This is a genomic window from Actinomadura syzygii, from assembly GCF_008085905.1.
GTDB classification, from domain to species: domain Bacteria; phylum Actinomycetota; class Actinomycetes; order Streptosporangiales; family Streptosporangiaceae; genus Spirillospora; species Spirillospora syzygii.
Genome location: NZ_VSFF01000006.1, coordinates 455,112 through 474,819 on the forward strand (window position 1 = coordinate 455,112; position 19,708 = coordinate 474,819).

Genomic DNA, 19,708 nt, shown 5'->3' on the forward strand with positions numbered 1-19,708 from the left:
GCCCGCGCGCCCCGCGGGTCAGGACCGCCCGACCAGTGAGCGCATGAAGAAGCGCAGGTTCGCGGGGCGCTCGGCCATCCGCCGCATGAAGAACTCGTACCACTCGCGCCCGTACGCCACGTACACCCTGACCTGCGCGCCCTGCGCGGCGAGCCTGCGCTGCTCCTGCGGACGGATCCCGTAGAGCATCTGGTACTCGAACGAGTCGGCGTCGCGGTCGTTCAGGGTGGCGAGCGCGCCCGCGATCTCGATGAGCCGAGGATCGTGCGTGGCGATCATCGGATAGCCCTTGCCTGCCATCAGCACCTTCATGCACCGCACGTACGACCGGTCGATCTCCTCCTTGTCGGTGAAGGCGACGGCCGTGGGCGCGCCATAGGCGCCCTTGCACAACCTCACGCGCGAACCCTCGTAGGCGAGTTCCGCGCAGTGCTCCTCGGCCCGGCGCAGGTACGACTGGATGACGGCCCCCACGTCGGGGAAGTCACGCCGCAGTTCATGGACGATCCCCAGGGTCGAGTCGACCGTGGTGTGCTCCTCCATGTCGAACGTGACCGTCGTCCCGGCGGAACGGGCCGCCTCGCAGATACGCCGCGCGTTCTCCAGGGCGTAGTCGTCGCCGAGCGTCCGCCCGATGGCCGACAGCTTCACCGACACCTCGGCGCGCGTCCCGAGCGCCGCCGCACCGAGCCTTTCGAGCAACTCGACGTAATGCCGGACGTTCGCCTCCGCGTGCCCCTTGTCCGGGGTGTCCTCGCCGAGGACGTCCAGGGAGACGAGCAGGCCCTCGCCGGTCAGGTCGCCGGTGACGCGGGCGGCGTCGTCGATCGTCTCCCCGGCGACGAACCGGCGGACGACGTCGCCGGTGAACGGCGCGGTCCGCACGACCCTGCGCGCGCCGCCGCTGCGCGACGCGACGAGCAACGCCTGACGAAGCACTCTGCTGACCTCTTGTCGATACGGGATGTGTTCGGTGCGGGGGCTTTCCAGGTTATGCCCGGACGACACCCGCCATCACGGCCCGCCCTTACGACCCTGCCCCTACGACACCGTGCCCAGGGTGTTGCCGGGGCCGTTCTGCTGCACCCACTCCGCCATGCGCGCCGTCTTCACGGCCTCGAACAGGCCCTTCGCCTTCGTCCCGTCCAGGAACACGACGCTCTGCTTGCCGCGCATGCCGGTGCCCTTGTGCGGGGCGGTCATGAACATCACGTCCGACGCGCGCACGCCGCGCATGCTCAGCGCCAGCGAACGCATGTTCCCGCCGGACACGCCGTCGTCCACGCTGATCGACTTCGTCAGCGCGGACAGGAAGCGGTCGAGCTTCAGCGGGTTCGTGAGCGTCCCGCGGTCGGCGGCCTGCTTCGCGAGCGCGCCGAGGAACGCCTGCTGCCGCTTGATCCGGTCGAAGTCGCCGTTCGGCAGGTTGTACCGCTGCCGGACGAACAGGAGCGCGTCCTCGCCGTTGAGCTTCTGCTTGCCCGCCGTCCACTGCTTCTTGCGCGCCGGGTCGTACACGGACTGCTTGACGTTGACGGTGACGCCGCCGAGCGCGTCCGTCATCGACTTGAACCCCTCGAAGTCGATCGCGCCGTAGTGGTCGACGCGGATGCCGGTGAGGTTCTCCATCGTCTCGATCAGCAGCTTCGGCCCGCCGAACGAGAACGCCGCGTTGATCTTCTGGTTGCCGTAGCCGGGGATCTCCACCCACGAGTCGCGCGGGAACGAGATGACGTACGCCTTCTTCCGATCGGCGGGCAGGTGCAGCAACATGATCGTGTCGGTGCGCTGCTGGCCCGGCTTCCAGACCTGGTTGCCCTCGCCGGTCGTCTGCTCGTCGGCGCGCGAGTCCGACCCGACGAGCAGCCAGTTCTCGGTGCCCTCCACGTTCGGTCCGGGACGCCGCGAGTTGTCGTCGGGCATGACGCCCTTGATGCGGTCGATGTTGCCGTTGTAGGACGACTGCCGCTGCCACACGAGGCCGCCCAGCCCGGCCACGACCAGCGCCACGAAGACTCCGACGGCGATCAGCACCCGCGGCCAGCGCCGCTTGCGCCGCCGCTCGCCGTCCTCGGCGCCGCCCCAGAACGCGGCGTCGCCCGCGTCCTCCGTCTTCCCGGCGTCCGTCTTCCCGGCGTCCGCGCCCGACGCGGGCGGCGGAGGCGGCGGCGCGGGCGAGGCGGGCGCCTCGCCCGCCTGCTGCGATGCCGACGTTCCGGGAAGATCTGGCCCACTCATGGCGCCGAAGCTACCAGCCTGATCAAACCCCTACGGCCGCAATAACCCCACTTGTCCATTTCAGGGCGATTACGTAGCCGCAGGTAAACCCAACCCCGTCCCGGAGGGTCGGTCAGGGGGTCTTTCTGCGGAGGGTGGCGGCGCCCAGGAGGAGGGCGGCGACGGTGAACGCGGCCATCACGGCGACGTCGAGCGTGAGGGTGCCGGTGAATTCTGCGCTGTCGCTGATCTCCCGCATGGCCTCGACGGCGTAGGTGAGCGGCAGGACGTCCGAGATCGCCTGGAGCCAGGACGCCATCGAGTCGCGCGGGACGATCAGCCCGCAGAGCAGGAGCTGCGGCAGGACGAACGCGGGCAGGAACTGCACGGCCTGGAACTCGCTGCGCGCGAACGCGCTGGAGAACAGGCCGAGGGCCATGCCGAGCACCGCGTCCAGCAGGGAGACGAGGACGAGCGACCCGAGCGAGCCGTTCAGGTCGAGCCCGAGCCACGTCAGCGAGATGGCGAGGACCACGCCCACCTGGACGAGCGCGAACACCCCGAACGCGAGCGCGTAGCCGAGGAGCAGGTCGAGCTTGGCGAGCGGCATCGTCATCAGCCGTTCGAGGGTGCCCGTGGTGCGTTCGCGCAGGGTGGCGACGCTGGCCACGACGAACATGACGGTGAACGGGAACAGGCCGAGCAGCATGGGCCCGATCCGGTCGAACATCGGCCCCTGGTCGAAGACGTAGCGCAGCAGGATCATCAGCAGCGTCGGCACCGCGATGAGCAGGGCGAGCGTCCGGTGGTCGTGCCTGAGCTGCGCCAGGATGCGGCGCGTCGTGGCGAACGTGACGGCGAAGCTCATGTGAGGCTCCCGGCCTTCTCGGTGATGAGCTGGAGGAACGCGGCTTCGAGGTCGGACGTCCCGGTGCGCTCGCGCAGGCCCTCGGGGGTGCCGTCGGCGAGGATCCCGCCCTCGCGCATGAGGAGCAGGCGGTCGGTGCGCCCGGCCTCGTCCATGACGTGGCTGGACACGATGAGGGTGGCGCCGCCCTCGGCCAGCGCCCGGAACAGCTCCCACAGCTCCTGGCGGAGGACGGGGTCGAGCCCGACGGTCGGCTCGTCCAGGACGAGCAGCTCCGGCGCGCCGAGCAGCGCGACGGCGAGGTTGACGCGGCTGAGCTGTCCGCCGGAGAGCGTCCCGGTGGTCTGGTCGCGGTGCCTGCCGAGGCCGACCTCGTCGATGACGCGGGCGGGGTCGTCGCGCGGCGCCCGCAGCACGGACGCGAAGTAGCGCAGGTTCTCGGCGACCGTCAGGTCGGCGTACACGGCGGGCGTCTGCGTCGCGTACCCGACGCGCCGCCGCAGGCCGGGCGACCCGGCGGGCTCGCCGAGGACGTCGACCGCGCCGCCCGCCACGTGCTGGACGCCGACGATCGCCCGCAGCAGCGTCGTCTTCCCGCAGCCGCTCGGGCCGAGCAGCCCGAGGATCGACCCGCGCGGCACGTCGAAGGTGACGCCGTGCAGCACCTCGCGGCCGCCGCGCACGACGTGGAGGTCCTGGACGCGGACCGCCGGACTAGAACTCATCATGTGTTGAATTTATGTCGCGCACGGGGGCACGGTCAAGGTGTTCCGGATGCCTGTGACGGAGCAGACTCGGGCCCGGTCGCTCAGGAGGCGGGCGCTCAGAGGCGGGCGCTCAGGAGGACGTGAGGTACCGCTGGATGGTCGGCGCGACCAGTTCGACCAGCTCGTCCTCGGACGCGGACGCGATCGGCTCGACCCGCACCACGTAGCGCAGGATCATCAGTCCGATCATCTGCCCGGCGGCGGCCTGGAGCGGGAGCTGCGGCGCGCCCGTCGCCTTGCCCGCGCGGCTGAACAGCGCGGACGTGACGAACTCGCGCAGCAGCGCGGCCGCCTGCTCGTTCGTCATCGCCGACCGCAGCATGCCGAGCAGCGGACGGCGGCGCTCGTCGTCGCCCCACACCTCGAGGAAGGTGCGGACCATCAGCTCGCCGAACCGCTCCTTCGGGAACGACGCGGCGCGGCCGAGCAGCGCGGCCGGGTCGACGGGGAAGCGGATCGCCTCGATGAAGACGCCGTCCTTCGTCCCGTAGAAGTGGTGGACGAGGGCCGGGTCGACGCCCGCCGTCCGGGCGATGGCGCGCAGGGACGTCCCGTCGTAGCCCTTCTCGGCGAACAGGTCGCGGGCCGCGGCGAGGATCTTCTCGCGGGTCTCGGTCGGGCCGGGGCGCCGTCCGGGACCGCGGGCGGCCCCGGCCCCGTTCGAGTCCGGACGGGCGTCGGTCACCGTCCGCCCCGGCGGCTGACCTCGCCGGCGGAGGTGACCTCCCAGGTGCGGTCGGCGGCGGCGAGGTGCAGGCGCGCGAAGGCCAGCGCCTCGGCGAGGTCCTCCATCCGCTCGACGCGGCTGGACGCCCGCCGTGTGTTGATCTCAAGGACGACGTGTCCCCGGAAGCCGCCCTCGGCGAGGTTCTCCAGCATCGCCCCGCACGGCTGGTTGCCCCGGCCGGGGACGAGGTGCTCGTCCTTGTTCGTGATGCCTACGCCGTCCGCGAGGTGGATGTGGCGGAGCCGGTCGCCCAGGGTGCCCGCCATGTCGAGGGCGTCCGACCCGGACACGGCGGTGTGGGACAGGTCGAGGGTCACGTGCGGGTAGTCCTGGTCGACGGGGTTCCAGTCGGGCAGGTACATGCCCGCCTCTGCGCCGCGCGCCTTGAGCGGGAACATGTTCTCCACGGCGAAGAGGACGTCGGTCTCGTCCTGCATGCGGGCGATGCCGTCGACGAACTCCTTGGCGTAGTCGCGCTGCCAGCGGAACGGCGGATGGACGACCACGACCTCCGCGCCCAGTTCCTCCGCGACCTCCTTGGAGCGCACCAGCTTGCCCCAGGGTTCGCGTCCCCACACCCGCTGGGTGAGCAGCAGGCACGGCGCGTGGATCGACTTGATCGGCACCTGGTGGTAGTCGGACAGGCGGCGCAGGACGTTGAGGTCCTGCGAGGAGGCGTCCGTGGACACCATGACCTCGATGCCGTCGTAGCCCAGCAGCGCCGCGATCTCGAAGGCGCTCGGCACCTTCTCCGGGTAGACCGACGCCGTGGAGAGCGTGATCGGCGCGTCCGGGACACGCAGAGCCGGTGCAGAACTGACGCCGTTGTGTTGCGGGGTCAAGGCTTCCTCGCCAGGAATGGTCGCTCGACGGTTTCGTAGGGGCTGCGGTGTTCGCGGCGGTACGCAAAGGAAAGCCTATGCGGCCACGGCGGTGATGAAACCCTCGCCCCGCGTGATCCTGATTATCCCCCGGCCGCGGATGACTACCCTCTGTCCCCGTGGCCGAGATAGCGCCGGGCGCCGTGCCGAGCCCCAACATCTGGAACTCTCCGCAGGTCTACGAGCTGGAGAACCGTGCCGTCGACCCGGACGGCGTGCTGCCGGACGCGATGCGCGCGATCCGCCCCTGGGACGGGGCCGACGTCCTCGATCTCGGCTGCGGCACCGGCTTCCACCTGCCGTTCTTCGCCGCGGACGCGCGCCGCGTGATCGGCGTCGAGCCGCACGCGGGCCTCGCGTCCGCCGCGGCGCGCCGCACCCGCGACCTGGCGAACGTCACGGTCCGGGTCGGCGCGGCGCAGGCTCTTCCGCTTCCGGACGCGTCGGTCGACGTCGTCCACGTCCGGTGGGCGTACTTCTTCGGGCCGGGTTGCGAACCGGGGCTCGCCGAACTGGACCGGGTCGTGCGGCGCGGGGGCGCCGTCTTCATCATCGACAACGACGCGACCCGGTCGACGTTCGGCGGCTGGTTCCGCCGCAGCCTGCCGAAATACGACCCGGACGCCGTCGAGCGGTTCTGGACGCGGCGCGGCTTCGACCGCGAGCCGCTGCTGATCCGCTGGGCGTTCGAGAACCGCGACGATCTCGCCGCCGTCCTGCGCATCGAGTTCCCGCCCGACCTCGCCGACGCGTGCCTGCGCGAGCACCCGGGCCTGGAGGTGGACTATGCCGTGAATTTGTGGTGGCGTTGCCCTTGAGTTACTGACGAGTCGGTCACCCGACGGCGTGTCGCGACCTTGACGAACGGGAGGAACCGGCCATGGGCCGTGCCGCCACGACGAGCGCCACCGCGGACTCCGGGTTCCGCTGGGGGCTGATGCTCGGCGGCGCCGTCGCCGCCACCGTGCTCGGCGCGGCCGGGGCGGGCGCCGGGCTGGCCGTCCAGCGGCGCGCCCTGCGGCGGCTGCAACTGCGCCCCGACCCGTTCGCGGGCGAGCCGTTCGGGTCGCTGCGGGGCCGTCCCGTCCCGGTCCGCGCGGGCGACGGCACGCGGCTCTACGCCGAGGTCGACGGCGACGACCGCACCGACCTCGCCGTCGTGTTCTGCCACGGCTGGACCCTCACCCAGGACGCCTGGCACTTCCAGCGCAAGGCCCTGCGCGGCCTCGCCCGGCTCGTCTTCTGGGACCACCGCGGCCACGGCCGCTCCGACGGCGGCGCCCGCGACGGCTATTCGCTGTCCCGGCTCGCGGGCGACCTCGCCGCCGTGATCGACGCGACCGTCCCGGCGGACACGCCGGTCGTCCTCGTCGGGCACTCGATGGGCGGCATGACGATCCTGCGGTACATCGACGCGCATCCCGACCTGGTCGGACACAAGATCGTCGGGACGGGGCTGCTGTGCACCTCGTCCGGCGGGCTCGGCGACATCACGCTCGGCGCGCCCGCCCTGATCGCGCGCGCCACGCACCGCGTGCTGCCCCGCGCGCTCGGCGCGCTCGGCGCCGGGTCCGGCGCGGTCGAGCGGGTCCGGCACCTCGGCCGCGGCGCCGCCGTCCTCATCGAGGACCTGATCGCCTTCGGCCCCGAGGGCGGCCCCGCCGCCGTCGCGTTCGCCGAGCAGATGATGGCCGAGACCCGGATGGACGCCTTCGCCGGATTCCTCGGCTCGATGGTCTCCACCTCTCTGATCAGCGACTGCGCGGCGCTCGCCGGGGCGGAGAACCTCGTCATCGGGGCGGAGCACGACCTGCTCACGCCGGTCGAACACAGCCTCAGGATCGCCTCCTGCGTGCCGGACGCGCGGCTGGAGGTCGTCCCGTCCGCCGGGCACATGGCGATGATGGAACGTCCGAGCGTCGTCAACGACCACCTCGGCGACCTGATCGAACGAGCCCGCAAGACCCTCCCCACCTGACCCGCGCCTGGTCGTCGGACGGAGGGTTGTCGGACGGAGGCTCTACGCTTCGGCGCATGGCGAAGGCGAAGACGGCGAAGGCCGCCTACCGGTGCTCGGAGTGCGGCTGGCAGACGTCCAAGTGGGTCGGGCGCTGCTCCGAGTGCCAGACCTGGGGGACGGTCGCCGAGGCCGCGTCCGCCACGCCCGCCCGCGTCGTGTCGGCCGGGCCGGTCAGCTCTCCGGCCCGGCCGATCGGGCAGGTGGACGTGCGGTCCGCGCAGACCCGGCCCACCGGCCTGGACGAGCTCGACCGCGTCCTCGGCGGCGGGATCGTGCCGGGCGCCGTCCTGCTGCTCGCGGGCGAGCCGGGCATCGGCAAGTCGACGCTGCTGCTGGAGGTCGCCGCGCTGGCGTCCAAGCAGGGCGACGCCTCTGCGAACGGCACTGCGAACGGCGCCTCGTCGGGGCGGAACGTCCTTTATGTGACGGGTGAGGAGTCGGCCGAGCAGGTGCGGCTGCGCGCCGACCGCGTGGGCGCCATCACCGACGACCTGTACCTCGCGGCCGAGACGGAGCTGTCCGCGATCCTCGGGCACGTCGACAAGGTCGAGCCGTCGCTGCTGGTCGTCGACTCCATCCAGACGATCGGGACGTCCGAGGTCGACGGCGCGCCCGGCGGCGTCACCCAGGTGCGCGAGGTCGCCGCCAACCTCATCCGCGTCGCGAAGGAGCGCGGCGTCACCGTCGTGCTCGTCGGCCACGTCACCAAGGACGGCGCGATCGCCGGGCCGCGCCTGCTGGAGCACCTCGTCGACGTCGTCCTGTACTTCGAGGGCGACCGGCACTCCCGGCTCCGCATGATCCGCGCCGTCAAGAACCGCTACGGGCCGACCGACGAACTGGGCTGCTTCGACCTGTCCGACGTCGGCATCGTCGGCCTGCCCGACCCGAGCGGCCTGTTCCTCACCCGGCGGGACGAGCCCGTCCCCGGCACCTGCGTCACCGTCACCCTGGAGGGACGCCGCCCGCTCGTCGCCGAGGTCCAGTCGCTCGTCGCGAAGTCGCATCTGCCGTCGCCGCGCCGCGCGACGTCCGGGCTCGACACGTCGCGGGTCGCGATGGTGCTGGCCGTCCTCGCGCAGCGCTGCAAGATCTCCATGCACGAGCAGGACGTCTACGTGTCCACGGTCGGCGGGGTGCGGCTCAACGAGACGTCCGTCGACCTCGCGCTCGCGCTCGCCGTCGCGGGCTCCACCGTCGAGCAGTCGCTGTCGAGCAGTCTGATCGCGCTCGGCGAGGTCGGGCTCGCCGGGGAGGTCCGCGTCGTGCCCGGCGTGCAGCGGCGGCTCGCCGAGGCGGCACGGCTCGGGTTCAAGCACGCCGTCGTCCCGCGCGGGTCCCTCGAACTCGCCGACGGGCCGCTGCGCCGCGCCGACCCGCAGCTCAGCAGCTTCGAGGGCATGAAGGTGATGGAGGTGGACAGCCTGCAGCAAGCGCTCCAGGTCGCCTTTACGGCCCCGTGACGCGGCGCCCGGCAGAGTATTACCCCGCGCTGCCCGCGCTTGCGACCAGGGGAGGAACCGGCCGGCGGCCCGTCTCGGTAAACTGACGCCGTCCAGCGACCTCCGGGGGTCAGGTGCCATCACACGACAAGGGTCATGACGAACGCCGCCGCGCCACGTTGGCAGCGGTGGCCCCGGGCACCCAGATCCGCGACGGGCTCGAGCGGATCCTGCGGGGCCACACCGGCGGCTTGATCGTCCTCGGCTGGGACGCACCCGTCGAGGAACTCTGCACGGGCGGCTTCGAACTCGACGTCGAGTTCTCCGCCACCCGGCTGCGCGAGCTCGCCAAGATGGACGGCGCGATCGTCCTCGACGACGCCCGCAACCGGATCGTCCGCGCCGCCGTCCACCTCGTGCCCGACTCCACCATCCCCACCGAGGAGTCCGGGACGCGCCACCGCACCGCCGAGCGCGTCGCCCGGCAGACCGGGTTCCCGGTCATCTCGGTGAGCCAGTCGATGCACATCATCGCGCTGTACCTCGACGGCATCCGCTACGTCCTCGAAGACTCGGCGGCGATCCTGTCCAAGGCCAACCAGGCCCTCGCCACGCTCGAACGCTACAAACTGCGGCTGGACGAGGTGTCCGGCACGCTGTCGGCGCTGGAGATCGAGGACCTCGTCACCGTCCGGGACGTCAGCGCCGTCGTCCAGCGCCTGGAGATGGTCCGCCGCATCGCCGACGAGATCGAGGGCTACGTCGTCGAGCTCGGCACGGACGGCCGCCTGCTGTCCCTGCAGCTCGACGAGCTGGTCTCCGGCGTGGACGTCGACCGCGAGCTGATCGTCCGCGACTACCCGTCCGACGACACCCGCGCCCGCGGCGTCGCCGCCATCCTCACGGCGCTCGACACGCTCTCCGCGACCGAGCTGCTCGACCTGTCCACGGTCGCCGAGGTGATGGGCTTCTCCGGCCCGGACGCCCTCGACCTGCCCGTCAGCCCGAAGGGCTTCCGGCTCCTCGCCAAGGTCCCGCGGCTGCCGAGCATGGTCGTGGAACGCCTCGTCGAGCACTTCGGGGGGTTGCAGAAACTCCTCGCCGCCAGCATCGACGACCTCCAGGCGGTGGGCGGCGTCGGCGAGTCGCGCGCCCGCAGCGTCCGCGAGGGCCTCTCCCGCCTGGCCGAATCCTCGATCCTAGAACGCTACGTCTGACACGACGCGAACGCCTGACACGACGCGAACGCTCGGCGCGAGCGCTCGCGTGAAGGCTCGGCGTGCGGCGAGGGCTAGGTGTGGTGGGCTCCCAAACGCTTTCGCAGGCCGGGGATGGGCCAGCGTCTGGCGCGGCGGTCGGCCGTCCACGTCCATGGGCGCCGCAGGTCGAAGAACTCCGCGTCCCCCTCGTAGTGGGACATCTCCTCGTCCCGCCACGACTTCAACTCCGGCGGCATCTCCTTGCGCTCCCCCGCACGCGCCTCCTCCTCGGACGTGAAGTAGACCGCGACCGTGCACCCGCCGTCCGGGTGGACGCAGAACAGCCCGCCGAGCGTGTCGGGACGGAACTCGCCCATGGCCCGCCCCTCCTCCTCGCTCCAGAACGGCCGCAGCGCCTCCCGGTCGCGGACCCTCGTCTGGATGATCTGCACGAAGCCCGCCGTGTCGGAGGGCCCCTGCCCGAAGACCTCCACGTCCGCGCATTCGTGGACGACGACCCCGTCCGCGAACAGCCGGGACGCCCCGTCCCACCACTGCTCCTGCTCCGGACGGACCTCGTTCGCGTGAGCCGCCTCACCGGACTCGAACCGGACGAGTCCGACGAACATCCCGTCGTCGGTGACGCCCGCCGTGCTTCCCAGCCACCCGCGCGCCCCGGGCGCCACCTGCCGGACCCAGTCCTCGCACGCGTCCCGCACGGCAGCCGGATCAGTCGTCCGTCCTTGGACGATCTGGACGAACATCACGCCTCCCCCCGAACTCCGGCCTCGTCCGCAACCACGCTACCGACGCCCACGCAAACAAAAAGCAATGCTTGTCAGGATCAGCGCAGGTAAAAGACCTTTTTCTTGGCCTTTTCGTCTTTGAGTGCGGCCACGTAGGTGCCTGGACGGGCAATGGCGCCGCCCGCACAGCCGCGTTTCCGGTCCCAGACGACGGTGTCGACGTAGGGGACGCCCCGCTTGACGGTTTTCTTGGACGCGCCGCCGCGTCGGCATTCGGCGGACGACCAGAGGCGATCGGCACCGGACGTGACGCGGACGTCCAGTGATCCCGTGTCCAGGGTGCAGGAGCCGCCGCCCATGTTCACGACCGTGATCCGGAACTCGGGAGTGGCCGTCCCCGCGTAGGTCGTCCGGGACGTCGCGATGCTGAACACCAGGTCGCGGTCCCGGCACGCGCCTCCGGCGGCCGCCGTGGCGCGCGGCGTGGTCGTCGCGGTGACGGTGACCGTGGGCATCGCGGTCGGCGCGGCGGGCGGGCTCGACGCCCCGGCGGCGCCCGCGTTCGGCGCCGGGGAGTCGTCTCCCGAGGCGCCGGTGCAGGCCCAGGCGAGCAGCCCGGTGGCGGCGAGGACGGAGGCCAGCGCGACCGCGCGGCGCCGCCAGTACTGATCACTCCCGGAACCGTTCTCGTTACGCCCAGTATGCGCCCCCATACGGTCAGTATGCATTCAGCGATCCGGAAAGAGGGGACGACCCGCCGCGTGCCACAATGGCGGCTCGCCATGAACTCCACCGTCCTGAACTCCGCTTACACCGCGCCGATCCTCGACTGGTACGACGCCAATGCCCGGGATCTCCCCTGGCGGGCGCCGGACGCGACGCCCTGGGGCATCCTCGTCAGCGAGATCATGCTCCAGCAGACCCCGGTCGCCCGCGTCCTCCCCGTTTGGGACGCCTGGACGGCCCGCTGGCCTGAGCCCGCCGCGCTGGCCGCCGAACCGTCCGGCGAGGCCGTCCGCGCCTGGGGACGCCTCGGCTACCCGCGCCGCGCGCTCCGCCTGCACGAGAGCGCCCGCGCCATCACGGAACGGCACGGCGGCGAGGTCCCCTCCGCGCACGAGGACCTCCTGGCCCTCCCCGGAATCGGCGCCTACACCGCCGCCGCCGTCGCGAGCTTCGCGTTCAAGCAGCGGCACGCCGTCCTGGACACCAACGTCCGCCGCGTCCTGGCCCGGCTCCTCTCCGGCGACGAATACCCGCCGAAGTCGCAGACGAAGGCCGAGGTCGCGCTGGCCGAGAGCCTCCTCCCCATCGATCCCCCGACCGCCGCGCGCTGGGCGGTCGCCGCCATGGAACTGGGCGCCCTGGTCTGCACCGCCCGGACACCCCGCTGCGCCGACTGCCCGGTCTTCGACCGATGCGCCTGGCAGCGGAACGGACGCCCCGCCTACACGGGCCCGCCGCGCCGCGGCCAGACCTACGCGGGCACCGACCGCCAATGCCGGGGCCGAATCCTCGCCGTCCTCCGCGCCGCCGAGGGCCCCGTCCCCAAACCCGCCATAGACGTGGTCTGGTCAAACCCGACCCAACGCGAACGCGCACTGGACACCCTGATAGCCGACGGCCTAGTAGCCCCCTTGGACGACGACCACTACACCCTCCCCACCTGACCGACCTTCCGCCGGCTGGGGTGAGGGTCAGGGTCGGCGGCGGTTTCTGGCGCCGACGGCCAGGGAGACGCCGATGCCCAGGCCGAGCACGCCCAGCAGGATTTCCGCTGCGGAGTTGCTCTCGCCACAGGCTGCGCGGACCGGAGCCGTCGGTCCGGCCGCCTCGGCGGCGTTCGCTCTGGCCGCGAAGAGACTGCACCCTCCCTGCACTCGCTGCACTCCCTCCGCGGCCCCGGTGATGAGCATGGCCAGGCTCGGGACGAGGACCACGATCGCGAGCAGGGAAAGGACGCGAAACTGCCATTCCCTCCCCTGAAGCCCGCCGGATCGCGAACGCTGCGTCGCGGGCGGCCCCGCCATTTCCCGGGGCCTCTGCGGATTCGCAGGGGCGGGTTTCCGCGGGCGGGCAGGAGGTGAATTCCGCGGCCCGTCCTGGCCAGGATTCGGCGGGCCCACATCGGCGACTCTCTCCGGAACCGCAGGCGCGGGAGTCCCGAGACCAGGACCCTCGGAATCGACATCGGCTGCATTCTGCGGCGTCGCGGACGGCATCCTTGGCGCTTGCTGGTCGATCATGGTCTGAACCGGGGCCGGGAGCCAAGAACCGCCCAACATCGGCGGGGCGAGCTCCTGCAGAAGCTCCGCGGGCGTCGGCCGCTCCGCCGGATCTTTCGCCAAGCACCGCCCGATGATTTCCCCGAGACCGTGCTCCAACCCTGTAAGGCTGGGCTCTTGATGGACGATCCGATAGCTCAATGCAGGCTGCGGCCCCTCACCGAAAGGCCGCACTCCAGCGGCGTGAGCGAGGACCAGACCGAAGGCGAAGATGTCGGCCGCAGGGGTCAGCGATTCCCCGGTGAGTATCTCGGGAGACATGAAGCCGGGGGTGCCCGCCATCGCGGTCGCCTGGGATGCGTCCGTGGCACGGGCGATACCGAAGTCGATCACGCGCGGCCCGTCAGCACCGAGAAGAATATTGGACGGTTTAAGGTCCCGATGAATGAGCCCGGCTTCGTGGATGGCCTCCAGCGCCTCGGCAATACCCGCACCGAGAACACGCAGAGTAGCGTCCGGAAATGGACCATGTTCAGCGAGAGCCCGCTCCAGTGACGGCCCCGCGATAAATGCCGTGACCATCCAAGGTGGTTCGGCGGCGGGATCGGCATCGACGACACCAGCCGTATGCAACCCGTTGACCTTGCGAGCCGCCTCGATCTCCGACTGGAATCGGCGCCGAAACTCAGGGTTTGTAGCGTGGACCTGATGAATGAGTTTTACCGCCACCGGCCGCCCGCCGGGCGTCAAGCCGAAGAAGACTTCACCCATTCCACCTGCGCCGAGCCTGCCCGACAAACGGTATCTTCCCACCTGGCGTGGATCGCTCGGCCGTAGGGACTCCACCCGCCACCCGCCTTCATTTCCATCCACTGAAGCCAGAAGATCTTATCGGACAAGCACCTCATCCCACAGATCCACTTCTTGATCAATTCACGCGGACACAGCGACCGGAAAAGGACAGACTCACTTACCCGCCGAAGCTTGTGCAGCACACGGCAGGCCGTCTCCACCCTCAACGAAAAACCTGAGGCACCAGGACCGAACCGGTCGGTACGGTGCCGTGGTGCGTAATCTGCTGAGCCTGCCCAAGACCCATCTTCACGTCCATCTGGAGAGCACCGTCCGGCGGGCCACGCTCCGTGAGATCGGTGCGGCGAACGGGGTGCAGGTCCCCGGAGACATGGGCGCGTTCGGCAGTTTCGCCGCCTTCTTCGCGCAGAACGACCTCGTCCGGGCGTGCCTGCAACGGCCCGCCGACTTCCGGCGGATCGCCTACGAGTTCTGCGAGGACGAGACCACACAAGGCACCCGCTACGCCGAAGTCTCCTTCACGGCCGCCGCCCACGGCGAAAGGCTCGGCGACCTCGACATGCCCCTGACAGCCGTCCTGGAAGGACTCGAGGCAGGACGCGAGGCGTTCGGGATCGAATGCCGTCTCATCCTCGACCACTCCCGGCGCCGCTCCGTGGAACGCGCCTGGCGGACGCTCGACCTAGCGCGCCGTCACGACGCGGTGGTCGCCGTCGGCCTGGCAGGCGACGAGTCGCACCCAGGCGACCCGTTCGACAACGTCTTCGCCGCCGCCCACGACGAGGGCCTCCACGTCGTCCACCACGCGGGCGAGGGCGAGGGCCCCGCCAGCATCCGCCAAGCACTCGGCCCCGGCCGCACAGAGCGCCTAGGCCACGGCATCCGCATCCTCGACGACCCAGACCTGGTGGCCGAGGTCCGCGACCGCCGAATCCCCCTTGAGGTATGCCCCACCTCCAACGTCGCCCTGGGCTTCGCCCCAACCCTCAAAGATCACCCTCTCCCCCGACTCCTGGATGCGGGCCTTGTCGTAACCCTGAACACCGACATCCCCGCCTTGATCGACACCCCGCTAGCCACCGAGTACGCCCGCGTCCGCGACACCTTCGCCTACGACGACCGCACCATGGCCGCCCTGGCCCGCGCCGGCGTAGACGCCTCTTTCGCCCCCACCCCCATCAAGGTCGCACTCCACCAAGCCCTAGACACCTGGCTAACCGTCCCCACCCCGTAGAAGAGGGTCGATTAGGGGCTCATGGTGGGTGAACTCGTATCAGCGGGCCGGTGCGGATTTCGCGGAGGAATGGGTCGGCGTCGTCTTTCCATTGGGAGGCAGTGCGGACGACCGGATGTACGGGAAGCGCGAGACGTGCGGCGGCCTCCTGAGCGGTGTCGAACGCGACGTCCGGAGCAAGGTCACCGACGACCAGAACCTCCACGTCGGTCGGCTGGTCGCCGGGAACGTGCTCATACCGTTCGGCCCAGGCGCCGAAGAGATGGACCTCGCGGACGGAAGGCAGCCGTCCGAACTCCTCCGCCACCACCGCGGCGGGGCCGAACGTCAGCATCAGGAGATGGGCGAGCGGCTCGTACAGCGGGCTCTCGGTGTTCCGCTGAACCAGCCGTCCGGCCAAGGTGCGGCGCAGGACGAGGATGCCCGCCCGGGACTGACGATCCACCTCGCGCATCACGCTGCCCAAGTCGGTGCGGAGCATCACGGCGAGATCGAGCATCGCCAGCTCGCGCACCGGGCCGAGCAGCAGGCGCGCTAACAACTCGCCCTGCAGCCGCGACCGGAAGATCGGCAACTGGGCGGGCGCCCGCGCCCGGACATCACGCAGAAACGCCTCCGCGACGTACCCCTCCGCGACCTGAGCCACCCCACCCTGCCCTTCCTCGCCACGCCCGCCCCGCGACGCCACAGCAACGCACCCCCTCCTCATCACCGCCGTAGAGCCCGGCACTCTCGATCATTTGTTCGAACCCTATGCCGCGCGTCCGACAATCCGAGAGCGTCCTCAGCTCGGCCGGGTGCGCCGGGCTTTGATCCGGGCTGACGCCCGCAGGCGACGCCAACTCTTTACACATCCGGAACGTAGTCAGGAGACTACTAAGAGTGATAGATGTTTGACGTCCAGCCATCTATGTAAAGGCGACCTCATGATCAAGCGTGTCTCCCTGGTCGGTATCGGACTTGCCGCCGCCCTGCTGGCCACGGCCGCCCCAGCCGTCGCCGCCGCCGGGATCTTCGAATACTCCACTCCCGACGGCGTCGCGGAAACCCTCCTCAACCCCACCGACCACGCCTGCTACAACATCGACGCCAGCGGACCCGCGACCAACAGGACCAACCGCGACACCGTCGCCTACACCGGCCAGAACTGCGAAGGAGGATCGGTCACGGTCCACCCAAACGAGCAGAACCCCAATCTCACCGCCCGCAGCGTGAGGTTCACGCGCTGACGCCTGGGACTCGACCCTGCTGCACGTGATCGTGCGTCCTCGCGCGGAGGCCGGTCCCTGATCGACGGACCGCGCGAGGACGCGCTCTAGCCCGTCCGCCTACGCGTGGCTCCGGCGATTCGTCCGGCCCCTCATGGTGACCGCAGAGGGGCCCGCGCATGCGGAAGGGCCCGCATCGGACGAATCCGATGCGGGCCCCTCTGGACGAAGCTCAGTCCTTGTTGAAGTTGACCGCGCCCTCGATGGGCGGCGGGCTGTCCGGGACCGTGTCCGGCTTGGGCACGCCCTTGAAAGTGAACTTGGCGTTCTCGGCCGAGTCCGGGTTCTCGGGGTCGAAGCCCTCCGTGCCGACGATCACGATCTGGCCCGGCTTGAGCTCGCTGTACAGGATCTTCTCGGACAGGTTGTCTTCGATCTCCCGCTGGATCGTGCGGCGCAGCGGCCGGGCGCCGAGCACCGGGTCGTAGCCGCGCAGCGCCAGCAGGTCCTTGGCCTCCTGCCGCAGCTCGATGCCCATGTCGCGGTCGCGGAGCCGCTCGTCCACCTTGGCGATCATCAGATCCACGATCTGGATGATCTCCTTCGGGGTGAGCTGGTGGAACACGACCGTGTCGTCGACGCGGTTCAGGAACTCGGGACGGAAGTGCTGCTTGAGCTCCTCCGACACCTTCGCCTTCATCCGCTCGTACGAGCCCTGCTCGTCGTTCTGCCGGGCGAACCCCATGGAGACGCCCTTGGAGATGTCCTTGGACCCCAGGTTCGTCGTCATGATGATGACGGTGTTCTTGAAGTCCACGACGCGGCCCTGGGCGTCGGTGAGGCGGCCGTCCTCCAGGATCTGCAACAGGCTGTTGAAGATGTCCTGGTGCGCCTTCTCGATCTCGTCGAACAGCACCACCGAGAACGGCTTGCGCCGCACCTTCTCGGTGAGCTGGCCGCCCTCCTCGTACCCGACGTAGCCGGGCGGGGAGCCGAACAGCCGCGAGACGGTGTGCTTCTCCATGAACTCGGACATGTCGAGCTGGATCAGCGCGTCCTCGTCGCCGAACAGGAACTCCGCCAGCGTCTTGGACAGCTCGGTCTTACCGACACCGGACGGGCCGGCGAAGATGAACGAGCCGCCAGGACGCTTCGGGTCCTTCAGACCGGCGCGGGTACGCCGGATCGACTGGGACAGCGCCCTGATGGCGTCCTCCTGGCCGATGACCCGCTTGTGGAGCTCGTCCTCCATGCGGAGCAGTCGCGTGGACTCCTCCTCGGTCAGCTTGAAGACCGGGATGCCGGTGGCGGTCGCGAGGACCTCGGCGATCAGCTCATCGGTGACCTCGGCGACGACGTCCATGTCGCCGGCCTTCCACTCCTTCTCCCGCTGCGCCTTCTGGCCGAGCAGCTGCTTCTCCGAGTCGCGCAGCGCGGCGGCCTTCTCGAAGTCCTGCGCGTCGATCGCGGACTCCTTGTCGCGCCGGACGTCGGCGATCTTCTCGTCGTACTCGCGCAGGTCCGGCGGCGCGGTCATGCGGCGGATCCGCATCCGCGAGCCCGCCTCGTCGATCAGGTCGATCGCCTTGTCGGGCAGGAACCGGTCGGAGATGTAGCGGTCGGCGAGCTGCGCCGCCGCGACCAGCGCGCTGTCGGTGATCGACACGCGGTGGTGCGCCTCGTAGCGGTCCCGCAGGCCCTTGAGGATCTCGATCGTGTGCGACAGCGACGGCTCGGCGACCTGGATCGGCTGGAAGCGGCGCTCCAGCGCGGCGTCCTTCTCCAGGTACTTGCGGTACTCGTCGAGGGTCGTCGCGCCGATCGTCTGGAGCTCGCCCCTGGCCAGCATGGGCTTCAGGATGGACGCGGCGTCGATCGCGCCCTCGGCGGCACCCGCACCGACCAGCGTGTGCAGCTCGTCGATGAACAGGATGATGTCGCCGCGGGTGCGGATCTCCTTGAGGACCTTCTTCAGGCGCTCCTCGAAGTCACCGCGGTACCGGGAGCCGGCGACCAGCGCGCCGAGGTCGAGGGTGTAAAGCTGCTTGTCCTTGAGCGTCTCGGGCACCTCGCCCTTGACGATCTTCTGTGCCAGGCCCTCCACCACGGCGGTCTTGCCGACGCCGGGCTCGCCGATCAGCACAGGGTTGTTCTTGGTCCGGCGGGACAGCACCTGCATGACCCGCTCGATCTCTTTACCACGGCCGATGACCGGGTCGAGCTTGCCCTCACGCGCGGCCTGGGTCAGGTTGCGGCCGAACTGGTCGAGCACCAGGGAGGTGGAGGGAGCGGACTCGGAAGGACCGCCGGAGGCGGCCGGCTCCTTGCCCTGGTAACCGTGCAGCAACTGGATGACCTGCTGGCGCACCCTGTTCAAATCGGCGCCGAGCTTCACCAGCACCTGTGCCGCGACACCCTCGCCCTCACGGATCAACCCAAGGAGGATGTGCTCGGTGCCGATGTAGTTGTGGCCGAGCTGCAACGCCTCACGCAGCGACAGCTCAAGAACCTTCTTGGCACGCGGAGTGAACGGGATGTGGCCCGACGGCGCCTGCTGGCCCTGGCCAATGATCTCTTCGACCTGCTGGCGCACCGCCTCAAGGCTGATCCCGAGGCTCTCAAGAGCCTTGGCAGCCACACCTTCACCCTCGTGGATCAGACCCAGGAGGATGTGCTCGGTGCCGATGTAGTTGTGGTTGAGCATCCTGGCCTCTTCCTGAGCCAGGACGACAACCCGCCGCGCGCGGTCGGTGAACCTCTCGAACATCTCGTCGCTCCTCACAGAGCGGTTGGGCAGAGTCCGGAACGTCCGGCACTGTCCTTCCGCATGCTAGCCCGCCCCGAGGAGGCCGCCCGGTGCACTCCCACCAGAAGACGTTCCCCAGCTAAGCGCTGTTCAGTCTCATCCAACTACCGCATCGGTGCGTCATGTTCCCGCTACGCCCCAAGCGAACGGGCGCTTTCCGCAGGTGGGCCAGGGCGAGAGCCAGAAGTGCCGATTGGGGGTGGAGTTGCGCCCGCGCCGCCTCTCTACCGCGCCGCGTGCGCGCGCAAACCGATCTTTCTCTACGCCACAAGCGAACGCCCGTCCGCCATCCGCGGCGAACGGTCCGGACGAAGCCCGGGCGGTCCATACCGGCGGCGGGGCGGAGCTCGCGAACCATGAACGTCCGGCGAACGGTCGCCGCGATGCGACGAATGAGCCCGCGGACCGGTGAATGACGCGCGCGGACGCCAAAGGAACGCGGCCCGAACGGCTCGCCTCCGTCCCGCGAAGGGCGACCCGGTCGCCATCCGGCCGGCTATCGCAAACGGCGGTGCGGCCGCCATCCGCAAACGGCGAGCGGCCCGCCCCGCGAAC

General features: G+C 70.2%; 18 protein-coding genes. 7 read left to right on the forward strand and 11 right to left on the reverse strand.

Annotated features, from left to right (window positions below):
* Positions 1-18: 18 nt before the first annotated feature.
* The 6 genes from FXF65_RS17370 to FXF65_RS17395 all read right to left on the reverse strand — a co-directional run bounded on the left by FXF65_RS17370 (position 19) and on the right by FXF65_RS17395 (position 5,421).
* The gene (locus tag FXF65_RS17370) at positions 19-939 is read right to left on the reverse strand and encodes a proline dehydrogenase family protein (RefSeq protein WP_148350999.1); all 921 of its coding nucleotides are present in this window, start codon (positions 937-939) and stop codon (positions 19-21) included.
* Between the two features lie 102 nt (positions 940-1,041).
* The gene (locus FXF65_RS17375; protein WP_148351000.1) at positions 1,042-2,238 is read right to left on the reverse strand and encodes an LCP family protein; all 1,197 of its coding nucleotides are present in this window, start codon (positions 2,236-2,238) and stop codon (positions 1,042-1,044) included.
* Positions 2,239-2,350: 112 nt separating this feature from the next.
* Positions 2,351-3,085 (reverse strand): ABC transporter permease, encoded by a 735-nt coding sequence (locus FXF65_RS17380; protein ID WP_148351001.1) that lies wholly within the window; start codon positions 3,083-3,085, stop codon positions 2,351-2,353.
* Entirely contained in the window at positions 3,082-3,813 is a 732-nt protein-coding gene (locus FXF65_RS17385) for an ABC transporter ATP-binding protein (RefSeq protein ID WP_148351002.1), read from the reverse strand. The genes FXF65_RS17380 and FXF65_RS17385 overlap by 4 nt, the downstream gene beginning before the upstream one ends.
* Before the next feature lie 109 nt (positions 3,814-3,922).
* Positions 3,923-4,537: a TetR/AcrR family transcriptional regulator gene (locus FXF65_RS17390; RefSeq protein ID WP_148351003.1), complete on the reverse strand. Its 615-nt coding sequence runs from the start codon at positions 4,535-4,537 to the stop codon at positions 3,923-3,925.
* Positions 4,534-5,421: a sugar phosphate isomerase/epimerase family protein gene (locus FXF65_RS17395; protein WP_148351004.1), complete on the reverse strand. Its 888-nt coding sequence runs from the start codon at positions 5,419-5,421 to the stop codon at positions 4,534-4,536. Before FXF65_RS17395 ends, FXF65_RS17390 begins: the two co-directional genes overlap by 4 nt.
* Before the next feature lie 158 nt (positions 5,422-5,579).
* Here FXF65_RS17395 and FXF65_RS17400 point away from each other — a divergent pair, with 158 nt between their 5' ends.
* The 4 genes from FXF65_RS17400 (at position 5,580) to disA (ending at position 10,139) form a co-directional block, all read left to right on the forward strand.
* Entirely contained in the window at positions 5,580-6,278 is a 699-nt protein-coding gene (locus tag FXF65_RS17400) for a class I SAM-dependent methyltransferase (RefSeq protein ID WP_148351005.1), read from the forward strand.
* 62 nt (positions 6,279-6,340) lie between these two features.
* Complete coding sequence (locus tag FXF65_RS17405) at positions 6,341-7,438, forward strand: alpha/beta fold hydrolase (RefSeq protein WP_246198832.1); 1,098 nt, start codon at positions 6,341-6,343, stop codon at positions 7,436-7,438.
* A gap of 56 nt (positions 7,439-7,494) precedes the next feature.
* On the forward strand, positions 7,495-8,943 hold the full coding sequence (radA, locus tag FXF65_RS17410; RefSeq protein ID WP_148351006.1) for a DNA repair protein RadA: 1,449 nt from the start codon (positions 7,495-7,497) through the stop codon (positions 8,941-8,943).
* Between the two features lie 113 nt (positions 8,944-9,056).
* The gene (gene disA / locus FXF65_RS17415; protein ID WP_148351007.1) at positions 9,057-10,139 is read left to right on the forward strand and encodes a DNA integrity scanning diadenylate cyclase DisA; all 1,083 of its coding nucleotides are present in this window, start codon (positions 9,057-9,059) and stop codon (positions 10,137-10,139) included.
* A 74-nt stretch (positions 10,140-10,213) separates the two neighbouring features.
* On the opposite strand, the gene FXF65_RS17420 is transcribed toward disA, so the two are convergent.
* Positions 10,214-10,885 (reverse strand): hypothetical protein, encoded by a 672-nt coding sequence (locus FXF65_RS17420; protein ID WP_148351008.1) that lies wholly within the window; start codon positions 10,883-10,885, stop codon positions 10,214-10,216.
* Positions 10,886-10,965: 80 nt separating this feature from the next.
* Positions 10,966-11,580: a hypothetical protein gene (locus FXF65_RS17425; RefSeq protein WP_148351009.1), complete on the reverse strand. Its 615-nt coding sequence runs from the start codon at positions 11,578-11,580 to the stop codon at positions 10,966-10,968.
* A 69-nt stretch (positions 11,581-11,649) separates the two neighbouring features.
* On the opposite strand from FXF65_RS17425, the gene FXF65_RS17430 reads away from it, so the two are divergent.
* Positions 11,650-12,537: an HhH-GPD family protein gene (locus FXF65_RS17430; RefSeq protein WP_148351010.1), complete on the forward strand. Its 888-nt coding sequence runs from the start codon at positions 11,650-11,652 to the stop codon at positions 12,535-12,537.
* 27 nt (positions 12,538-12,564) lie between these two features.
* On the opposite strand, the gene FXF65_RS17435 is transcribed toward FXF65_RS17430, so the two are convergent.
* Positions 12,565-13,965 (reverse strand): serine/threonine-protein kinase, encoded by a 1,401-nt coding sequence (locus FXF65_RS17435; protein ID WP_342787368.1) that lies wholly within the window; start codon positions 13,963-13,965, stop codon positions 12,565-12,567.
* A 193-nt stretch (positions 13,966-14,158) separates the two neighbouring features.
* Between FXF65_RS17435 and add the strand changes: the two genes are divergently transcribed.
* Positions 14,159-15,139, forward strand: coding sequence for an adenosine deaminase (add, locus tag FXF65_RS17440; RefSeq protein ID WP_148351012.1), 981 nt, complete (start codon positions 14,159-14,161; stop codon positions 15,137-15,139).
* Positions 15,140-15,158: 19 nt separating this feature from the next.
* Here add and FXF65_RS17445 read toward each other — a convergent pair whose 3' ends face one another.
* Positions 15,159-15,785, reverse strand: coding sequence for an ArsR family transcriptional regulator (locus FXF65_RS17445; protein WP_148351013.1), 627 nt, complete (start codon positions 15,783-15,785; stop codon positions 15,159-15,161).
* Between the two features lie 280 nt (positions 15,786-16,065).
* Here FXF65_RS17445 and FXF65_RS17450 point away from each other — a divergent pair, with 280 nt between their 5' ends.
* Positions 16,066-16,368, forward strand: coding sequence for a hypothetical protein (locus FXF65_RS17450; protein WP_148351014.1), 303 nt, complete (start codon positions 16,066-16,068; stop codon positions 16,366-16,368).
* Positions 16,369-16,579: 211 nt separating this feature from the next.
* Here the strand turns inward: FXF65_RS17450 and FXF65_RS17455 are convergent, their stop codons facing one another.
* Positions 16,580-19,114, reverse strand: coding sequence for an ATP-dependent Clp protease ATP-binding subunit (locus FXF65_RS17455; protein ID WP_148351015.1), 2,535 nt, complete (start codon positions 19,112-19,114; stop codon positions 16,580-16,582).
* Between the last annotated feature and the right edge of the window lie 594 nt (positions 19,115-19,708).

Excerpts from the sequence above, each read along its gene's own strand:
- FXF65_RS17375 (WP_148351000.1), bottom strand. The coding sequence starts at position 2,238 with ATGAGTGGGCCAGATCTTCCCGGAACGTCGGCATCGCAGCAGGCGGGC.
- FXF65_RS17380 (WP_148351001.1), bottom strand. The coding sequence starts at position 3,085 with ATGAGCTTCGCCGTCACGTTCGCCACGACGCGCCGCATCCTGGCGCAG.
- FXF65_RS17385 (WP_148351002.1), bottom strand. The coding sequence starts at position 3,813 with ATGATGAGTTCTAGTCCGGCGGTCCGCGTCCAGGACCTCCACGTCGTG.
- FXF65_RS17405 (WP_246198832.1), top strand. The coding sequence starts at position 6,341 with ATGGGCCGTGCCGCCACGACGAGCGCCACCGCGGACTCCGGGTTCCGC.
- radA (WP_148351006.1), top strand. The coding sequence starts at position 7,495 with ATGGCGAAGGCGAAGACGGCGAAGGCCGCCTACCGGTGCTCGGAGTGC.
- FXF65_RS17420 (WP_148351008.1), bottom strand. The coding sequence starts at position 10,885 with ATGTTCGTCCAGATCGTCCAAGGACGGACGACTGATCCGGCTGCCGTG.
- FXF65_RS17425 (WP_148351009.1), bottom strand. The coding sequence starts at position 11,580 with ATGGGGGCGCATACTGGGCGTAACGAGAACGGTTCCGGGAGTGATCAG.
- FXF65_RS17430 (WP_148351010.1), top strand. The coding sequence starts at position 11,650 with ATGAACTCCACCGTCCTGAACTCCGCTTACACCGCGCCGATCCTCGAC.
- FXF65_RS17450 (WP_148351014.1), top strand. The coding sequence starts at position 16,066 with ATGATCAAGCGTGTCTCCCTGGTCGGTATCGGACTTGCCGCCGCCCTG.
- FXF65_RS17455 (WP_148351015.1), bottom strand. The coding sequence starts at position 19,114 with ATGTTCGAGAGGTTCACCGACCGCGCGCGGCGGGTTGTCGTCCTGGCT.